The organism is Maribacter ulvicola, from assembly GCF_900155985.1.
Classification (GTDB): domain Bacteria; phylum Bacteroidota; class Bacteroidia; order Flavobacteriales; family Flavobacteriaceae; genus Maribacter; species Maribacter ulvicola.
On record NZ_FTMA01000003.1, the window covers coordinates 171,139 to 191,413 of the forward strand.

Genomic DNA, 20,275 nt, shown 5'->3' on the forward strand with positions numbered 1-20,275 from the left:
TTATGAAGATTGTTTTTATCGTAATGCGTTTTGGTAAGGATGGATTGTCCACCAATATTTTGGAACTTACCCGAGGGCTCATAAACAAAGGCCATGATATACACATTATTACCAGTGGTTTTAAAAGTATAGGAACCACCAATACCGTTTTTTTTGAAGAATTAAAATCAGAATTCAACGCGCTAGGTGTTCATTTACATTATTTTAAGGAACCCACAGGCAATCCTCTAAAAAAAACATTGTTGTCACTTGCTAGCCTTACCAGAATAAGTAGGTTACTTATGACATTGAACGCAGATGTAATTCATTGCCATTCTCCAAACCTTACTTTTATACCTTGGATCTTAAAGCGTAAATATGTCTCTACCGTTCACGCAGATACCATTACACCAAATGCGAGATATAAGCACCCTACCCTATTAATTGCAGTAAGCCAAGGTTCTAAAGAATTTACGGAAAAAGTAATGCATTCACCACCTAAAACCATACGCATGGTTTACCATGGTATTTCTGATCGCTTTGCCCAACCAATTTCAAAAGATAGCATCAACCAATTAAAGTTAGATCATAACATACCTACCGATAAATTGATCGTTGGTTTTGTAGGTAGAATTTCAGAAATGAAAGGTACCGATGTTTTGGTGGAAGCGATTGGTTCTTTTCTTTCGCCAGAAATTAGAAGTAATATGCACCTTGTATTATTAGGTGATTATTTAAACAAAGACAAGGAGAAATGGCTTGATGATATGCTTCTAGAACAGCAACTTAAAGATAAGGTCACAATAGTTTCTTTTCAAGACCCAAAACCTTTCTATCAACTGTTCGATGTTTTTGTACTGCCATCACGTTCCGATACTTTTGGATTGGTAGCTGTAGAAGCCATGATGAGCGGTTGCTGTACCATTAGGGCCAATTCTAACGGTGCCTATGACCAAATTGATGACGGCGTAAACGGCATGATATTTAAAATGGAAGATGCTGCCGAATTAGGCCAGAAATTAGAACAAGTGCTTTTAGACGAAAACCTACGAAATACATTTGCCATAAGAGGAAAAGAAAAAGCTTTAAAGCATTTCACAAACCGCCAAATGATCGATAATACATTGACGGTTTATGAGGAACTCATGAGCTTATAACCCCTACACCTATAGCTATTTTTACTATTATTTTGGTGCTCTATAACTTGGAAAAAAACCTTCCTTAATATTTTCTAAGGCATGCTCTTTATCCATATTCAGGAGTTCTAAGAATTCTAGATATTTTGAAGGCATAACAATTTTTCTACCCGTGTAAAAATCTATATCATCATCAAAAGGGAAGTATTTTTTCTTGTACAAATAGAGGTTATCTTCTTTACCGTTAGCTAAGCCACCACCAATCATATAATATTGTAAGCCCGCTTCATTAGCCCATTTTATTGCACTAATTTTTAAATACTCATTAGGTCTTAATTTAAAGTGATCCGCGTCTGTACCGCCTAAAAAGGAATACATGGTAGCTTCAGAGATTAGAAAAAGCTCGGTCGATATTGGTAAACCATCTTTATACACCAACCCAATAGCACATTTGTCTTCATTATTCTTCCAAAAATCTAGAAAATACGACAGAGGATGGTAAAAAGAATCTACCGCATCCCTCCTATCCATAGTACCAATATAAACGTCATAAAATTCTTGAACTTGTTTTTCTGTAATATCTTTATAGAACAATTGAAACTCCAAACCAATTTTCTCAGCTTTACGAAACTGATTTCTTGTATTTGATTTTAAATTAGACCAAAAAAGTTCCCAATTGGTTATGTCTCCCTTTACATTATAAAGGGTATGCAACGCTTCTCCGGAATAGTGCCTGTAATTTTCAAAAAAATTGAATCGCAAAAACTCAGATACTACCTTATTGTTCTTGTACCAAGTATCTATAAGCTCCCAAATTTTTTCAATGTCCTCTTCAGAAATTCCTTTTACGAAAAAAGGACCATTATACCCCCAAGGACTACTGACATCATAAAAACCGGTTTGCTCATCACCAATAACAATTTTTCTAAGCACAAATGGCATTACTGCCATAACCTGGCCGTCTACTGAATTTAGTATAAAAAATTGTAATTGTTCATTATCGTCTTGTGTACTATTTAAAAGCTCATAAGCATAATAACCACTCTCACAGCCTATTTTTTGTAATGCTTCTTTATATAGATCAATATGTTGATCCTGTTCAAATGAATAATTTTGTAATGTAAAAGTCTCTATAGACTGCATGTTATAATGTTTTGTAAAATAGAACGTCAATATTAATAAAGAATTGTTTGCTATCTCCCGTAAAAAAAAGTTTTTAATACGACCCAAATAGCTATCAGTAATACAACGAATTATTAAAGATAATAGTGCAAAACTAGGATATACATTACTAAAAATAAAATAACCGACACAAAACCTTAGATCTAAAAATGAAAAAATAGACTAAAAGAAAAAAATGATTTAAACCTCTAAAACCCACGGTGAAAAACAGCCTGTAATCCTTTTTTTTGTTTGACAATGGTAGCACCTATAAAAACCCAAAAGTACATGGCATTTTAAAATATGATGATTTGTAATGTTCTGCATCACCACAATGCTTTTTTTACACACTTTATAAATGACTTTATAAGAGCAACATAGCTTTTATTTTGTACTGCTTTTTTGCTTAATTTTCAAAAAAAATTAAAAAGACGTTGAAGAACCTAGTTCTTTATCCTAAAAACATAGCGATTAAAAGAAAAAATTAAAAAAACTTAAACAATAACAAATTTCATTAGTTAATTTGATTTCCAGATTTTTACGTGAAATACACCGTCAATAGAATTTAATAGTAGTACCGGTTTTAGCGTAAATGATCCTACCAGAATTGATTTAGTTACTATAATTAATACATATGAAAAACAATTTTAAAGCAACACTGTATTCATTTCTTGTAGGAACCTTTGGTAATTTTCTGGTATTTCTTCTGCCCAAAAAAGCAAAACGGCTTTCTAAGGATAGAATTACACTCATACATAGAAACAAAAACAGTATGACCATTGCAGAAAGGCTCATGCGTGGAGCCTTGGTAAAAAAACTGGACCCTATTGATGATCATGATACCATAGCTGAATTAAATAGAAATTTTTGGGTGAATAAATCGGCAACGGAATTGTTTACCGAAACTGCAGATGGATTTGAGAAGGATTTTTTACCAAACTGTACTTTCATTTTCGAAAAACTAAAGAAAGAACTTTCAAATACCTCTGAAAGCTACACCACTTTGGTAGAAATAGGTACTGGCAATGGAGATGTGCTCAACTATCTCAGTGCTGAATTTCCTGAAATTAAACGATGTATTGGCATAGATCTGAGTACCGATCAGATAGCAATGAATATTAAAAAATTTGAAAACAATAAAAAATTAGAGTTTATAAGAGCAGATGCCTTTGACTGGGTTAGGGATCATGGCGAGAGCCATACCATTTTTGTCTCCTCTAGAGGTGTTTTGGAATATTTCATGGAAAACAGATTACAAGCGTTTTTAAAAGAGATCAATCTATTGGGCAAAACAATGTTCGTTGCCATAGAGCCAAATGGTGGTGACCATGATTTTGAAACTACGCTCCACTCCCAACTTTACGGAGATGAACCTTCTTTTTCACATAACTACCCGCATCTTTTTAGAAACGCCGGCTTTAGTTTATGGCATTCTTCACAGAAACCATGGGGAGGAGAAAGAACGTATCAGACATTTATTGGAGCAAAAAATTAAAAAGTAGGGTCGTAGCATGATCACATTCATTATGAATACCTGCAATTAAGAGCCCTAAGTATGCATGATAACAAACACAGGTATGTTTTCATCCATATAAAAATGATAAACGTAACTTGTTCAATAAATATAATTAACTAATAACCAAAACCTTAAAAATTACACATTTCAATAGTACCTAATTTTAAAAGTTTTTTATTTTTTAAACCAACAGTATAATAGGATTAATTTAATTTTATAAATTTAGTGCAATAACAACGTATAAGGTTAGCATTTTACATGTTTCACTTTATTCTAAACGATTAAAAACAACTTGCCTTGTTTTTTAAATCAGTAGGTTCCCTTTTTTAACTTTCCTCTAAAATTCCCCCAGAAAATTTAGAAAAAATCAGTCATGATTTGACCATAACACTCAGATCCTCTGTCTAATACCATCTTTAACTACACTAAAGACTGCTTGAACACGTTTTTAAATCAGTGATGACTCACATATTTAAAAATGTAACGAATTGTAAAATTGCAAGAATATGAGTAGCACAAATCAACTTTATCTTCTATTTGAAGAAGCGGCCAGATTATATCCTAATTCCGTATGCTTAATAAATGATGAAAATATATTCACATATAAAGAGGCCGAACAAAAAATTGCAGCTGTATGCCATGCTATTCTAGATTTGGCTAAAGATGAAAAGTTTATAGGCGTACCTACCACTAGGGGTATTGAACAGATCATTTTTGTACTTGCCGTTTTAAAAGCAGGTAAAGCATACCTACCTATTGATTTTAAGTATCCAAAAAAACGGATTGAAAGTATTATAGCTAATTCAAAACTTGCTTACTGCCTAACTACTGACACGGATGATACCAGTGCCAAAGCAAACGGTCTTACACCTATTAAAATTGTTTCTGATAAAGAAACTACGCATCAACATACGACCAGTACTACGACCAACAATTTAGCCACTTACATTCTATACACCTCTGGCTCAACGGGCGAGCCCAAAGGGGTTTGTATGGGTGAAAATGCCCTATTAAATCTAATTAACTGGCAGAACAAACACTCCATTAATAAAAATGGCTCCCGAACCTTACAATTTGCTCCACTGAGTTTTGATGTTTCTTTTCAAGAGATTATGGCAACCCTTAGCAATGGTGGTACACTTGTACTCATTAATGAAGAACAACGGTTAGACATGGTGGCACTAATAAAGCTAATTGAAGAGCAATCTATAAACAGACTTTTTCTTCCGTTTGTAGCATTGCAGGCGCTTGCTGAAGCAGCTCTTAGTATAGAGGTTTTTCCATCTAGCTTAAATGAAATTATGACCGCTGGTGAGCAATTGAAAATTACGTCACAGTTAAAAACATTTTTTACAGCATTAGATGGTTGTATTTTATATAACCAATATGGCCCCACAGAATGTCATGTAGTCACCCAATTAAAACTAGAAGGCGACCCTGAACATTGGCCAGCCCTTCCTAATATTGGCAAACCCATTGATCATACGGCTATCTACATTTTAAATGAACATCAGCACATAGAGGAGAATGGTGTTACAGGAGAACTCTGCATTACCGGTAGTTGCCTAGCAGAAGGCTATTTAGGTAATGAAGAACTTACGAAAGAAAAATTTTCAACCCTAAAAATTTCAGATGCTACTGAAATTAAAATGTATAGAACAGGTGATGTAGCACGCTTTCTACCTGATGGTAATATTGAGTTTCTTGGTCGTGAAGATGAACAAGTAAAAATTAGCGGCCACAGAATAGAACTTAGCGAAGTGGAAATAGCACTTAATACATTACCAAATATCACCCAGGCAGTGGTGGTTGCCAGTACCCATTTCTCTGAACAAGCACAACTTATTGCGTACCTGAAAGCTAATGGTGCCTCTGAGGACAGTCCTAAATTTAGACAGCAAGTTAACGATGCTTTACCAGAGTACATGTTACCTTCTTATTTTATCTGGGTAGATGAATTTCCAAAGACCACTAGCGGAAAAGTAGCTAAAAAAGAATTGCCTCTTCCGGAATATAAGAGGCCAACTACGGCACCATTATATAAAAAGCCGACCACTGACACACAAAAGAACATAGCCCAAGTTTGGTCTAAAATTTTACGTATTTCAAAAATAGGAATATGGGATAACTTTTTTGAAATGGGAGGCACTTCTCTCCTAGCCCAAAAAACCGTACTGACATTAAGACAACAATTTAAGTACGAAATACCAATCATAAAATTGTACCAACACCCAACGATTTTAGAACTATCAAATTTTTTAGCACCGAAAAAAAGCATACAGAAGAAACAAAACCAAAGGAAACAAAACTATCGATCATCATCTATAGCGGTTATTGGTATGGCCGGTCGATTTCCAGGAGCAAATTCTATTCAAGAACTTTGGGAAGTATTAAGGGATGAAAGGGAAACCATAACATTCTTTACGCCAGAAGAACTTGACCCCAGTATTCCAAAAGCTCTTGTTAACGATCCTCTATATGTACCTGCCAGAGGCATAATACCTACCGCAAAGGAATTTGACGCTTCTTTTTTCGGTTTAAACATAAAGAATGCCGAGGTAATGGATCCCCAACAACGTTTGTTCCTAGAAATTGCTTGGGAGGTGTTGGAACAAACAGGGCATTTAACATCTCATTTTGATGGAAAAATTGGTGTGTATGCCGGTACAGGGATGAATACCTATTATAAAAATAATATTCTACCTCATAAAAAAGTAATGGATAGGGTAGGTAGTTTTCTTGCAGATACGTTTAATGAAAAAGACTATATAGCATCAAGAACTGCATACCAATTAAACCTTAAAGGTCCTGCGGTAAGTGTACATGCAGCTTGCTCTACATCTTCACTTGCCATTGCACAAGCTGTAGCGGCTATTAGAAATGGCCAATGTGATGTTGCTTTAGCTGGCGGATCAAGTGTAACAGCTCCAATTCATATGGGTCATCTATATCAAGAAGGATCAATAATGAGTCCTGATGGCCATTGCAGGCCTTTTGACGAAAATGCCAAAGGGACCATCTTTAGTGATGGTGCCGGAGTTTTACTATTGAAACGTTTAGAAGACGCAGAGCAAGATGGCGATACCATCCATGCCTTAATTAGAGGTGTTGGTATAAATAACGATGGTGGTAACAAAGGTAGTTTTACCGCACCAAGCACTGAAGGTCAAGCAGATGCTATTTCATTGGCGCTTTTTGATGCTAAAGTGAACCCATCTGAAATAAGTTATGTAGAAACACATGGTACTGCAACACCTGTTGGGGATCCTATAGAAATTGAAGGTCTAAAAATGGCCTTTGGCGAACAAGAAGAGCATGGGTTTTGTGCCATTGGCTCCATAAAAAGCAATATGGGGCATCTAACAGGAGCCGCGGGAGTATCGGGTGTTATAAAGACCATTTTAGCATTGAAAAACCAACAAATTCCGGCTTCATTAGGATTTAAAAAACCAAACCCCTCCATTGATTTTGAAAACAGTCCCTTTTATGTCAACAACAAATTAAGTCCATGGAATTCTAAAGGCTTAAGGAAAGCCGGAGTCAGCTCTTTTGGAGTTGGAGGTACCAACGTACATATTATCGTTGAAGAATATGAAAATAAAAAAATAAAATCTAATGCAATAAGGCCCTTACAATTGCTTATGTGGTCCGCAAAATCAGCGCATAGTGCAATTGGCTATCAAAAAGCGCTTGGTGAATATATAGATCCACTTTCAAACATGAAGCTTTCAGATATTGCACATTCATTAAATAGAACAAGAGCGGAATTTGCATACAGAAGTTTTGCTATTGCCAATACCCTAGTTGAGGCAAAAGAAATCTTATCATCTGACAACCACAAACAGGTAAAGACAAATGAACTAAAGATAGATCCCAGTGAACTGGCTTTTCTATTTCCAGGACAAGGTTCACAATATCTTCAAATGGGGAAATCGCTCTATAAAGAAGAAATAGTTTTTAAAAAAGCGGTAGACCGGTGCGCCAAAATTTTAAAAAACAATCTGAAATTAGATATTAAAGATATCATATACCCAAAGGACAATTCTGCCCAAGCAGCAGAAAAATTAAAGGATACCAAGTTTACCCAACCAGCATTATTTGTTGTGGAGTATGCCCTTGCACAATTATGGATGAGTTGGGGCATAAAACCCACTTTACTTTGTGGGCATAGCATAGGAGAATTCGTAGCTGCCCATTTAGCTGGTATCTTCAGTTTAGAAGATGCTCTACAGCTTATTACCATGCGCGGTAAGTTAGTAAGTGAACTACCAGGAGGCAGTATGCTTTCTGTCCGTTCAACTATTGATGATATCAAAAATTTAATACCCAATGAACTATCTATTGCAGCTATAAATTCTGATCGTTTAATTGTAATATCAGGTCCAGACAATGCCATTGAGAATTTCTCAACGGTATTACATAAAAAAGGTATTGCCAATAAACTTTTATTAACTAGTCACGCCTTTCATTCAACAATGATGGATCCCGTACTAGATGTATTTGAAACTGAAGTAAAAAAAGTAAGCCTTAGTCTTCCGCGTATACCAATTGTTTCAACGGTAACCGGTACATGGCTAACTGATGAAGAAGCTACGAGTTTTACCTATTGGACAAATCATTTGCGAGCAGCCGTGAATTTTTCAGGTGCTATGGAAACTGTTCTAAGGCTAGAAGATACGGTGTTATTAGAAGTAGGTCCTGGACGTGCCCTTTCTACTTTATCTATGCAAAAGAAAGGTTTAAAACCATTGGCAGCCATAGCAAGTTTACCCCTGCCCAAAGAAAATAAAAACGCCCACCACGCTGTATTAGCAGCTTTAGGTGACTTATGGCTCACTGGCATTACTCCTGATTGGGCATCGTTTTATGGCAATCAAATTAGTAAAAAAGTAGCGTTGCCAGCTTATGTATTTGATCGTAAACCCTGTTGGATAGCACCTGTTACCGTAGAACGAGAAATTAAAACTATACAAACAAAACAACAAATAAACACAGCCCGTCAACCTCAAGAAACCAATCACAATACCAAACATACGTTTATGAGAAAGCCCGTAATTCTAAAGAAAATATCAGAAATCGTAGAAAATAATTCTGGAATTGAAATTGAAGCTAGTGAATTTAAATTAAGCTTTTTAGAACTTGGGCTAGACTCTCTTGTCTTGACCCAAATGGCTATAAATTTAAAAAACGAATTTAATACCCCTATTACTTTCAGGCAATTAAATGATGATCTTGAATCACCAGATTTGTTAGCTGAACATTTAGATAAAACTTTACCTAAGGAGTTTTTGGCACCAGCATCACTAGCAGAGCCAACAACTGAGCATGTACAAGCTACCGCCAACCATGCAACATCGTTTAATGCCGCTCCCCAGAATTTGAATACGATAGCAGCACCAAATCAAAATACCGCATTAGGTCTTATTGCGCAGCAAATACAACTATTAGGTCAACAAATACAGTTAATACAGACTAGTGGCAATGCTGGTAACCAAGTTATAGCAAAACAACCAAATACCGCTACAGAAATAAATACTCCCGCCACATCTCCCACCCCACGCTCTACCGCTAATGATATGCTATCCGATGACGAAAAAAAAGAACACCAAAAACCATTTGGAGCTACACCCAGAATAGAAAAACAAACAGACAACCTTAGTAGTTCCCAAAAAGATTTTTTGGAAAACTTGATTATCAGCTATAACAAAAAAACGGAGAGCAGCAAAGCCTATTCCCAAAAGCATCGCCACCACATGTCTGATCCTAGAGTGGTTTCGGGTTTTAAACCACTCACCAAAGAATTGGTCTACCCTATTGTTGTAGATAAGTCTCTTGGCAGCCGTCTTTGGGATATTGATGGCAACGAATATCTTGATGTATTAAATAGTTTTGGTGCATGCCTTTTTGGCCATCAACCCAATTTTATAAAAGAAGCTATCCATAAACAAGTTGAACTAGGGTTTGAAGTTGGACCTCAACATCCTTTAGCCGGAGAAGTTTGTGAATTGCTTTGTGAATTTACCGGGCAAGATCGTGCCGCTCTTTGTAACACGGGTTCTGAAGCCGTATTAGGGGCTATGCGAATTGCGAGAACCGTAACAGGGCGTTCATTAATAGTCGCATTTACTACCTCTTACCATGGTATTAATGATGAAGTTATTGTTAGAGGTTCTAAAAAATTAAAATCTTTTCCTGCCGCATCTGGTATTTTACCAGAAGCAGTTCAAAATATGTTGATATTGGATTATGGAACAGATGAAAGTTTGGCCATTATTAAAGAACGTGCACATGAGATTGCTGCAGTTCTGGTAGAGCCGGTACAAAGCCGTAGACCAGACTTTAGACCTATAGAGTTCTTGAAAGAAGTAAGAAAAATTACTACGGCATCTGAGTCCGTTTTAATTTTCGATGAAATTATTACAGGTTTTAGAACGCATCCTGGCGGTGCTCAGTCACTTTTTGGAATTAAGGCAGATATAGGCACATACGGAAAAGTAATTGGGGGAGGTATTTCTATTGGGGCAATAATAGGAAACAAAAAATGTATGGATGCGCTTGATGGAGGCCATTGGCAGTATGGTGATGACTCATTCCCAGAAGCAGGAGTCACCTATTTTGCAGGCACGTTTGTACGCCATCCACTTGCTTTGGCTACATGCAAAGCGTCATTACTACATATGAAAGAAAAAGGGGAAGCCCTACAAGATGAATTGGCAAGAAAGACCGAACATTTTGCCACTGAAATCAATTCATATTTTGAATTGAAAAATCTTCCCATGAAAATAATGTTCTATCGTTCTTTATGGAAATTAAAATTAGAAGAAGAAATACCATATGCGGAATTGTTCTTTGTATTGATGCGTGAAAAAGGCATCCACATTTGGGATGGTTTTCCATGTTATATGACTGAAGCATACACAGAAGAAGATTTGCTGCATTTAATAAATACCAGTAAAGAATGTATCAATGAACTTATATCCGCAGGATTTTTAAAATCTGAACCAAGTCATCGTTCAAATGAAAAAAATCAAAAATCGCTTACAAAAGAATTGAATCAACCACCAGTGCCAGGTGCTCGGTTAGGTATTGATGAATCAGGCAATCCTGCTTGGTTTATTGAAGATAAAGATAAGACCGGGCAATATGTTCAAATTGATTTGTAAAATATATTACAACATCCATTTTTAAGGAAAATCTTATAAGATTAATGAAATGATCAAGAGCATAACTAAACAAAACCGAGCAGTGACTTATAATCCATTTTCAGGACCAACTATTGAAAAAGTAATACATACTACCGCTTCGCAGGCAGAAATATGGATTGGTTGTACTTTAGGCGGAGCAGATGCAAATAGAGGGTATAACGAATCTGTTTCACTTATTTTAAAAGGTATATTAAATAAAAATGCTTTAGAACAAGCTATTCAACACTTAATTAAACGGCACGAAGCACTTCGATCAACTTTTAGTACGGATGGTCTGTTTATGATTATCTTCAATGAGATACAAATAGAACCTGTTTATGAAGATTTTTCTAGCTTTTCAACTATAACAAAGAAAAATAAGGTTTCTGATTATTTATCGGCAGATGCAAATCACATATTTAACCTAGCAGAGGGTCCCTTAATTAAAATTGGTATACTAAAGTTATCTGAATTAGAACATCAGCTTATCATTACCGCACATCATATTATTTGTGACGGCTGGTCTATGGGTATTATTCTTCAAGATATTGGAGGTTTTTATTCTGCGACCATTACCAACACCCCCCATACGCTCCCAACAGTAAATGATTTTAGTTCGTATGCCGATCAGCAACAAGAATTTATTGATAGTGAAGATTTTATAACGACCCAAAAATATTGGCTAGACCACTATAAAAGTTCAGTTCCAAAAGTTACTTTACCTACTGATTTTCCGCGACCAAAGATCAGAACTTTTAAAAGTAATCGTTTAGATTTCCCAATAAATTATGACTTAGTCAATGATTTAAAAAAAGTTGGAATACAATCTAGAGCAAGTTTTGTAGCTACACTTATGACCGCCTTTGAGGTTTTTCTGTATTATCAGACAGGTCAGAACGATTTGGTTATAGGTTTATCTGCCGCCGGGCAATCTTTAAGTGGCAAAAATCAATTGGTAGGCCATTGTGTTAGCTTACTTCCATTACGTAGTAAAATAACACCAGAAACTCCGTTCAACACTTATTTAAAGCAAAGAAAAGATGAAATATTTGATGCGTATGAGCATCAACAATTTAGCTTTGGTCAATTACTTGAAAAACTAAATGTTCAACGAGATCTCTCACGAGTACCACTGGTTCCCGTTACTTTCAATATTGATATGGGTATGGCCAATGATGTAATCTTTGAGGGATTAACGTATAGGCTAAAAAGTAACCCAAGAGCCTTTGAAACATTTGAACTTTTTTTAAATGCTACTGGAACAGAAGAAGAACTCATCTTAGAATGGTCTTATAATGCTTCTCTTTTTAAACCTAAAACTATAGAGCAAATGATGCTCTTGTTTAAAGAGATACTTCACAGTATAATAGAAAACCCAGCTAAGGAGATTGGCGCTATTTTAAACCTTGACAAAACAAATTTTATACAGCAGAACAGTGTAGAACTATCTTCTACCAAGGTAACGGTTGAAGAAGCGAACGCTTCTATAAGTACCAGTTTTACTGATCAAACAGAAAATGAAACTGTTATAGAAGCATTCTTAGCACAGGTAAAAAAATCTCCTAACAATACGGCAATAGTATTTGGATCTAAAAAGATTACATACCAAGAATTAGATACGTTATCTAACCAGTTCTCAAATTACATTGTCAACACCCATAATGTCATGGTGAATGATATCGTTGGCATTATGCTTGAGCAAAGCGAATGGGTAATTGTATGTGTTTTAGGAATATTAAAATCTGGAGCGGCATACGTACCTATAGCCCCTAGTTATCCTGAAAAAAGAAAAAATTATATCATCAGTGATAGTCAATGTAAAATTACAGTTGACGTTGATTTTTTAACCAATTTTATAAAAGTAATAGATCATATTACGCCTAATTTAAACCCTTCTATTAAGATTCTTCCACAGAGTCTATGTTATGTGATATATACCTCTGGCACCACAGGTAATCCCAAAGGTGTAATGAATGAACATAGAAGTTTGTTCAACTATTTAGTAAGCAGCTTAAATTATATTGATAAAAACTCAAATACATCTGGGTGTTTTGCACATCTATCCTTATCGTTTGATGCTAGCATAACAGAAATTTTTCTACCGTTAATAAGCGGTAAACGTTTGGTTATCACTACTGGTAATGGATTAGATGTTTTTGAAGATAGTAATCTTTTTAAATATGCTCCCTATGATTTTATTAAGCTGACACCTTCACATATCTCCATATTTACTTCTGTATTAAAGAATATTTCCGATAAGAATATTGCTACTAAATATATTATAGGAGGTGAAGCTCTTTACGATCATCATATCAATAATTTTAAAAGCTTGGGTATAGATGCTTTAATTGTCAATGAATATGGCCCTACTGAAGCAACAGTAGGTTGTTGTATTAAAGAAATTCATACTTCATACTCCTCAGACTCAAATGAAAGTATCTCTATAGGTTTACCGATATCCAATACTCAAATGTATATACTGGATGAAAACCTAGAGGAATTGCCCATAGGCGATATTGGTGAACTCTATATTGCCGGTAAAGGTCTTGCTAGGGGATATTTAAATCGTCCAGAATTAACAAAAGAACGATTTGTTACCGATGTGTTCAATAAAGATGAGCGTATGTATCGTTCAGGAGATCGTGCAAAATGGCTCCCCAATGGAGAAATTGCCTTTATGGGGCGCGTTGACGACCAAGTAAAGATCAGAGGATATCGAATTGAACTAAGTGAAATTGAAAGTGTATTAAATTCTTTGCCAGGCATAAAACAATCGGTGGTAGTAACCAGTAAACACCTTGCCGGTGATATTAGTTTAGTTGCTTATTTACAACCAACCAAAGATAAATTTGACTCAAATACGGTAAGAAATCAACTTAAGAAAATAATGCCAGAGTTTCAAATTCCCTCAACCATGATGTGGGTAGAGCAATTTTCTTTAACCACTAATGGAAAAATAGACAAAACAAACCTACCGAGTCCAGAATATGTGCGGTCAGATTCTAGTACGTCCTTAAAAACTCCACAAACAACACTTGAAAAAAATATAGCCAGTGTTTGGAGTGAAATGCTTCAAGTACCTGATATTACCATTAACGATAATTTTTTTGAAATGGGGGGATCCTCATTATTGGCTCAAAGAGTAATAAGTTTATTGAGAAAAAAATTAAACCAAGAAATACCATTAATTAAAATATTTCAACATCCTACAATTGCTCAGCTTGCTGAATTTCTAGGTGATGATACAAAGGTAGATCATGAAAACGAAACCATTTCTAAACTAGAAAAATCAAGTGTTACAGCGGCCATAAGAAATTTTAACGATCAAGAGCCACGCGCTACTGGTAATCTGAATAAGACCACAAAATTAGAAATCCAAACCACAAAAGCACAATCTGAAATATTGACCGACAGTTTTTTTGGAGGTGATGATGCAAAAAAAGCCTACAATATTTCGCTCTCTTTTAAATTTATAGGCACATTGAAGTATGATGCTGTAGAGCAGGCCATAGTATCTTTGATCGAACGCCATGAATCATTAAGATCATCATTTAGTGAAGACCTTAATTTTATGCATATCCACACAGATATACATGTAGATATTTTATTTTATGACATTACAGATCAATCAGAAACCGCGCAGCAAAAGACTAGATTGTCTTTAATTGATAAGGATGTTAATTATCTTTTCGATTTGGTCAATGGTCCTTTATTAAAATTTGGTTTAATTAAAATAAATGAACATGAACATGAATTGATACTTTTAGTAAATCATGCTGTTTGCGATGGTTTAAGTATTAACATTATACTAGAAGAACTAAGTGAACTCTATACTGCTTTTGCTCAAGGTAAGGAACCAAATTTAAACGAACCCGACGCTTTCAGTGTATTCGCTACTAAAGAAAATGAATATGCAGAAAGCGACGCGTATAATCGTTCGGTAAATTTTTGGTTAAATATGTATAAGGATTCTATTCCAAAACTTGAATTACCCATAGATTTTCCAAGACCAGAATTACGAACCTATAACAATCACCATTTAGATTTTCAATTAGATAATAGCATCTTAAATGCATTAAAACTTATTGGCAATAGTAGTGACTCTAGTATGTTCACTAGTGTAGTTACGACATTAATAGCCGCATTTGAAGTCTTTTTATACCAACAAACAGGTCAAAATGATTTGGTTTTAGGGCTTACAAGTTCTAGGCGGGCCAATTACGATATGATGCAAATGATTGGTCATTCTGTCAATTTATTACCGCTTCGTAGTAAACTTGACCCAAAAATAAATTTCAAAACGTATTTAAAACAGCGAAATACGCAGTTATTTGATGCATACGAAAACCAATCAATTAGTTTTGGTCATCTTCTAAGAAAACTCTCTGTACCAAGAGATGCTACAAGGGTTCCTTTGGTTCCTGTAATTATAAATATTCAGTTAGATGATGATTTGGAAAGTAAACATTCATTTTACGATTTAAAAACGGATATAATTTATAATGAAAATACGTATAGGACCTTTGAAATTGAACTTCAGGTATTTATGTCTAATGAAGGTCCTTGTTTTCGTTGGAGGTACAATACAACACTCTTTAAACCAGAAACTATAGAACGGATGATGACTTCTTTTAAAGAAGTTTTAAATGATATAATTGCTAATCCAAATTTAGAAATAGGGAGTATTATACAGATAGATACTGCTGCTTATTTAGAACTAAACGATACCGCTGCAATTTATCCGCAATTACTGTTACATGAGTTAATTGCACAACAATGCAAAATAGCCCCTTCAAAAAAAGCGATTAAATTTGGAGAATCTGACATTTCTTACGGGGATCTTGAAAAACAAATTCACCAAATAGCTCATTTTTTAAAACAACAAGGTGTACAACCTGGAGATTTTGTAGCGGTATCTTTACCACGCTCTATTGAATTAATTACAATTCTACTTGCCATCATGGAAAGTGGAGCAGCGTATCTTCCTTTAGACCCTAACTATCCTAGCAAAAGACTGGAGTTTATGTTAGAAGATTCTGGATCTAAATACTTAATTACTACAGAAACTTCTGCTCTACATCTAAATGTTAACATAACACGTTTATTGGTCTCCTCTATTTTTTCAGATTTGTCAACATATTCGTGTACACCAGTAAATACTAAAAGTAGTAATAACCAAATAGCGTATATTTTATACACCTCTGGTTCAACAGGTAAACCAAAAGGGGTTACAGTTACACATAAAAATTTGGTAAATCTATTATACAGTATTTTAGAAAAACCTGGTGTTCAAAATACGGATAAAGTAATTTCAATAACCTCTATATCTTTTGATATTGCCGGTTTTGAACTTTATGCTTCGTTACTCAAAGGAGCTCAATTGATTTTAACTGACGAAGAAACATCTAAGGATCCCAGATTATTATTAGAAGTACTAGAAACTGAAGAAATCACCATGATGGAGGCAACACCTGCAACTTGGCAAATGTTAATAGACGTAGGTTGGAAAAATCATTTACCGCTAAAAGCTTTTTGTACAGGTGAAGCTTTACCTATGGCTTTAGCAAAAAACATTTTGAGTAAGGTCAATGAGCTATGGAATCTTTATGGACCTACAGAAACAACCATTTGGTCTTCCATAAAAAAGATCAATAAGACAGATGATGTGGTAACTATTGGAAAACCCATAGCCAACACACAATTGTACATAATGAACCAGCAGGAGCTTTTGGTAGCACCTGGGAGAATAGGAGAATTATGTATTGCAGGAGATGGCGTTGCCCAAGGATATTGGAAACGACAAGAACTCACGAATGAAAAATTCATAAAAAATCCTATTGAAACGGAAATAGGTCCTGTGCTATACCGTACAGGAGATTTGGCTAAATTACTACCATCTGGTGAAGTACAATGTCTTGGTCGTATAGATCACCAGATAAAAATAAGAGGACAACGGGTAGAACTAGGTGAAATAGAAGAATCATTAGATGCTTTAGACGGTGTTCAATCTTCCGTGGCTTTACTACATGAAGATCGACTGATCGCCTACCTAATGGTACCAGCTCCGCTAATTGATCATACCAACAAAATTAGTGAATGGAAAGAAACGCTACGAGAGCAACTTCCACCACATATGGTACCCCATTTATTTCATATCGTTAAAGATTTCCCCATTACCCTTAATGGTAAAATAGATCGAAAAAGCTTACTAGAACTTTTACCCAGAGAAACCGCATCTAAACCATTTACTACACCTACTACACCATCTGAGAAAGTTATAGTTACCATTTGGCAAAAATGTCTGGAAATGGATAAAATAGATATTAATAGCGATTTTTTTGAACTTGGCGGACATTCCATTATTGCTGTTAAGGTAATGAAACTCTTAGAAGATGAGACAGGTTATAGGTTACCCCTTGTTGCTTTACTAAAACATCCAACAATTAGAAAGCTAGCTACTTATATGGATAATGAGTTTGTGACCTGGAACTCATTAGTACCACTACAACCAAGTGGAAGTAAACCTCCATTGTACATTGTTCATGGAGCACACCATAATGTACTTATTTTTAATGAACTAGCTAAAAGTATGGATAAAGAACAGCCTGTTTATGGATTACAGGCCAAAGGTTTGGATGGTATTTCTGAACCGCATGAATCTATGCACGATATGGCAAGAGATTATATAAAAGAAATTCTAATTACTAATCCAGATGGTCCGTTCTGTTTAGCAGGGTTTTCCCTAGGTGGTACTATTGCTTTTGAAATGGCCAGACAACTCAGAGCACAAAATAAAAAAGTGAAGGTTGTTGCGGAGTTTGATACCTATGTTTTTCCTGATTATTATTTTAAAAATCCTCTAAAAAAGAAAATTGTAGGTATAGGTTACGACCTTACGAAAGTAGGCTATGTATTACTGAATATGTTTACCAGTAAAAAGAATTTTAAGCGTAGAACTGGCTTATTCAAGCTTCGTATCAAGGGTATCTTTTTACGTTTAAAATATGGCAAAGAAAAGCAACATGAAATGCAGTTTCATAGAAATATAAAAATGGAACAAAACCATTTAAAGGCTACAGGAAATTATCATATTCAACCTCAAGATATTGTTATTGATTTATTTAAGGCAAAAGAAGAAATTAACTTAGTACATGATAGAAAATATTTAGGATGGAAGAAAATCGCCACTAAAGGGGTAAGAAGACATATGGTTCCCGGCAATCATATTGATATGTTTGACAAAGGTAATGTTGAAGTATTTGCCACAAAACTACAATACGTATTAGATAATCATAACTTAGAAGGTGAATAACAAACTATTTTGTGGATCTGTAAAAATTACGTGTGTACATACCAAATCTTATATTCACGAGCATTCTGCCGTGAAAATTTATAAAATACACCTACCATCTAACTATACTAATATTTCAATCTTAAAAAAACACCTTAGTGTTGCTGAGCTTAAAAGAAGCCAACGTTATCATTTTCAACAAGATAGAGACAGGTTTATAATCTGTAGAGCATTCCTCAGGTTGTTATTATCAGACCATTTAGATTTAGATTCAAATAAAATAGTAATAGCCACGGATGAAAACAAAAAGCCGTTTTTACCATCACATCCAAAAGTATTTTTTAATGTTTCCCATACCTTAGAATATGGTTTAATAGCTATATCCCAATATCCTGTAGGTATTGACGTTGAATATATAGATAGCAAAATGAACCATTTAGAGACTGCATCCCTTCTTTTTAAAACTAATGATCTAAATATATTAGCTAATTCAAACGATAAAATACGGTTATTTTTTACTTATTGGACTCGTAAAGAGTCTATTGTAAAAGCCACTGGGGGAGGTATTGATGATAATTTTATACATATTCCTGTTAGGGACGGCAAGCATTTAATAAATGCTAACTTAATAAAAAATGGTACCGCTCTATCAGTGTATAGTTTTGAGGTAGATGATCATCATATTGGCTCTATTGCAATGAGATTTACAGAAGAGGCTGTTCAAGAATTATTTTTCTTACCACTTCCTTCAGTCTCAAATTAATATTTCAAATAAAGTTCCAATAACGATTAAACTTCATTAGTTTATATCACAAAATTTAAAATAGAAATAGAACATATAAATTATATTCTAAATTGCCTATTACTTATTATCCAGTTTAGCTTCTATTTTTTTTAAATATCCCAAAAAACTACTTATAACTTTAATTTTAAGCAAGTTATTGATGGTGTTTACGCCAAGCATTAATTTAATTTTTCTGCGAACTATGGAAAAAGCGGGTAACCAGGAGCCACTAAAATGATGAATGGTGTATGTATTCTCGGTCTTATGAATTTGACCGGATTCAACATCTTTTGGACTAAAATATTCAAATGGAAATAAATAAAATTTACTTGTATCCTTTATAATATCGTTAACTTCATTTACTTCCAAAAAACTCATGGGTTCTATTTCCCTTATCTTTTCTAGCTGTATCCTTAAAATTACAGGTAAAATCCGAAGGTCATAACTGCCATCCTCTTTAATGAAAGATTTATTATCATAATATTCCAAACATTTAGCCATCCAATCAGCATTTTTTTCTGTTCCTATAATGGCCGATTCCATAATTCCGGTGTGCTCCAAGCCAGCAAAATAGGGCAAATGCAATAAATCATCGAACTTCTTTAAAATTTGAACATCTGTATCTAAATAAATACCACCATAGGTATACATCGCATATAATCTTGCAACGTCTGATGCAAAGGCATATTTTTTCTTTTGGAAAGCTTCTTTAGCAAACGGCCATTCTTCTAAATTAAAACTGTCACTGTCCCACAACATAAACTCATACTCTGGAAGCATTTTTTTCCAAGATGCTATATTCCTTTTTAAGTCTTTCGGAAACGCTTTGCCATTACTAAACCAACAATAGTGAATTATCTTAGGTATCATCGAAAATTATTTAAATTAACAAGCAAATAACTTATAACTAACTTATAACTAAACAATTAAACCACTCAACTTAATCGTCAAAACCATTTTTATTAAGGTTGATATATCATAAAAACTCTTATCTAAAGAAAATTAAAACAATTAAAAACTACGTTGCGAAGAATATAGTCGAGAAATAGCATAATAGTCCAAGGTCTATGTAACGGTTTGTACAGCTTTAAATCAATAGCTCGCGATCTTTATGATCAGGATAGAGGTACCCTAAAATTTAGCGCACTACATCCCCTTGCGCAATAGTTTACATTCATAAATAGGCTAAAAAAAGTCTACAATTGAAAAATAATACCAAAACGG

At 34.7% G+C, this 20,275-nt stretch carries 7 protein-coding genes; 5 read left to right on the top strand and 2 right to left on the bottom strand.

All coding sequences use genetic code 11. From position 1 onward, the window contains the following. Positions 1–2: 2 nt before the first annotated feature. Complete coding sequence (locus tag BW936_RS11510; RefSeq protein WP_076548547.1) at positions 3–1,136, top strand: glycosyltransferase family 4 protein; 1,134 nt, start codon at positions 3–5, stop codon at positions 1,134–1,136. Positions 1,137–1,163: 27 nt separating this feature from the next. On the opposite strand, the gene BW936_RS11515 is transcribed toward BW936_RS11510, so the two are convergent. Then, a complete protein-coding gene (locus BW936_RS11515; RefSeq protein WP_076548548.1) occupies positions 1,164–2,258 on the bottom strand; it encodes a GNAT family N-acetyltransferase in 1,095 nt (364 codons plus the stop codon). A 652-nt stretch (positions 2,259–2,910) separates the two neighbouring features. On the opposite strand from BW936_RS11515, the gene BW936_RS11520 reads away from it, so the two are divergent. The 4 genes from BW936_RS11520 to BW936_RS11535 all read left to right on the top strand — a co-directional run bounded on the left by BW936_RS11520 (position 2,911) and on the right by BW936_RS11535 (position 19,030). Then, on the top strand, positions 2,911–3,771 hold the full coding sequence (locus BW936_RS11520) for a class I SAM-dependent methyltransferase (protein WP_076548549.1): 861 nt from the start codon (positions 2,911–2,913) through the stop codon (positions 3,769–3,771). A gap of 527 nt (positions 3,772–4,298) precedes the next feature. Further along, entirely contained in the window at positions 4,299–10,955 is a 6,657-nt protein-coding gene (locus BW936_RS11525) for a type I polyketide synthase (protein ID WP_076548550.1), read from the top strand. A 49-nt stretch (positions 10,956–11,004) separates the two neighbouring features. Further along, a complete protein-coding gene (locus BW936_RS11530; RefSeq protein WP_076548551.1) occupies positions 11,005–18,288 on the top strand; it encodes a non-ribosomal peptide synthetase in 7,284 nt (2,427 codons plus the stop codon). Then, a complete protein-coding gene (locus tag BW936_RS11535; protein WP_076548552.1) occupies positions 18,281–19,030 on the top strand; it encodes a 4'-phosphopantetheinyl transferase family protein in 750 nt (249 codons plus the stop codon). Before BW936_RS11530 ends, BW936_RS11535 begins: the two co-directional genes overlap by 8 nt. Before the next feature lie 99 nt (positions 19,031–19,129). On the opposite strand, the gene BW936_RS11540 is transcribed toward BW936_RS11535, so the two are convergent. Next, positions 19,130–19,921, bottom strand: coding sequence for a glycosyltransferase family 32 protein (locus BW936_RS11540; protein ID WP_076548553.1), 792 nt, complete (start codon positions 19,919–19,921; stop codon positions 19,130–19,132). Positions 19,922–20,275 lie beyond the last annotated feature (354 nt).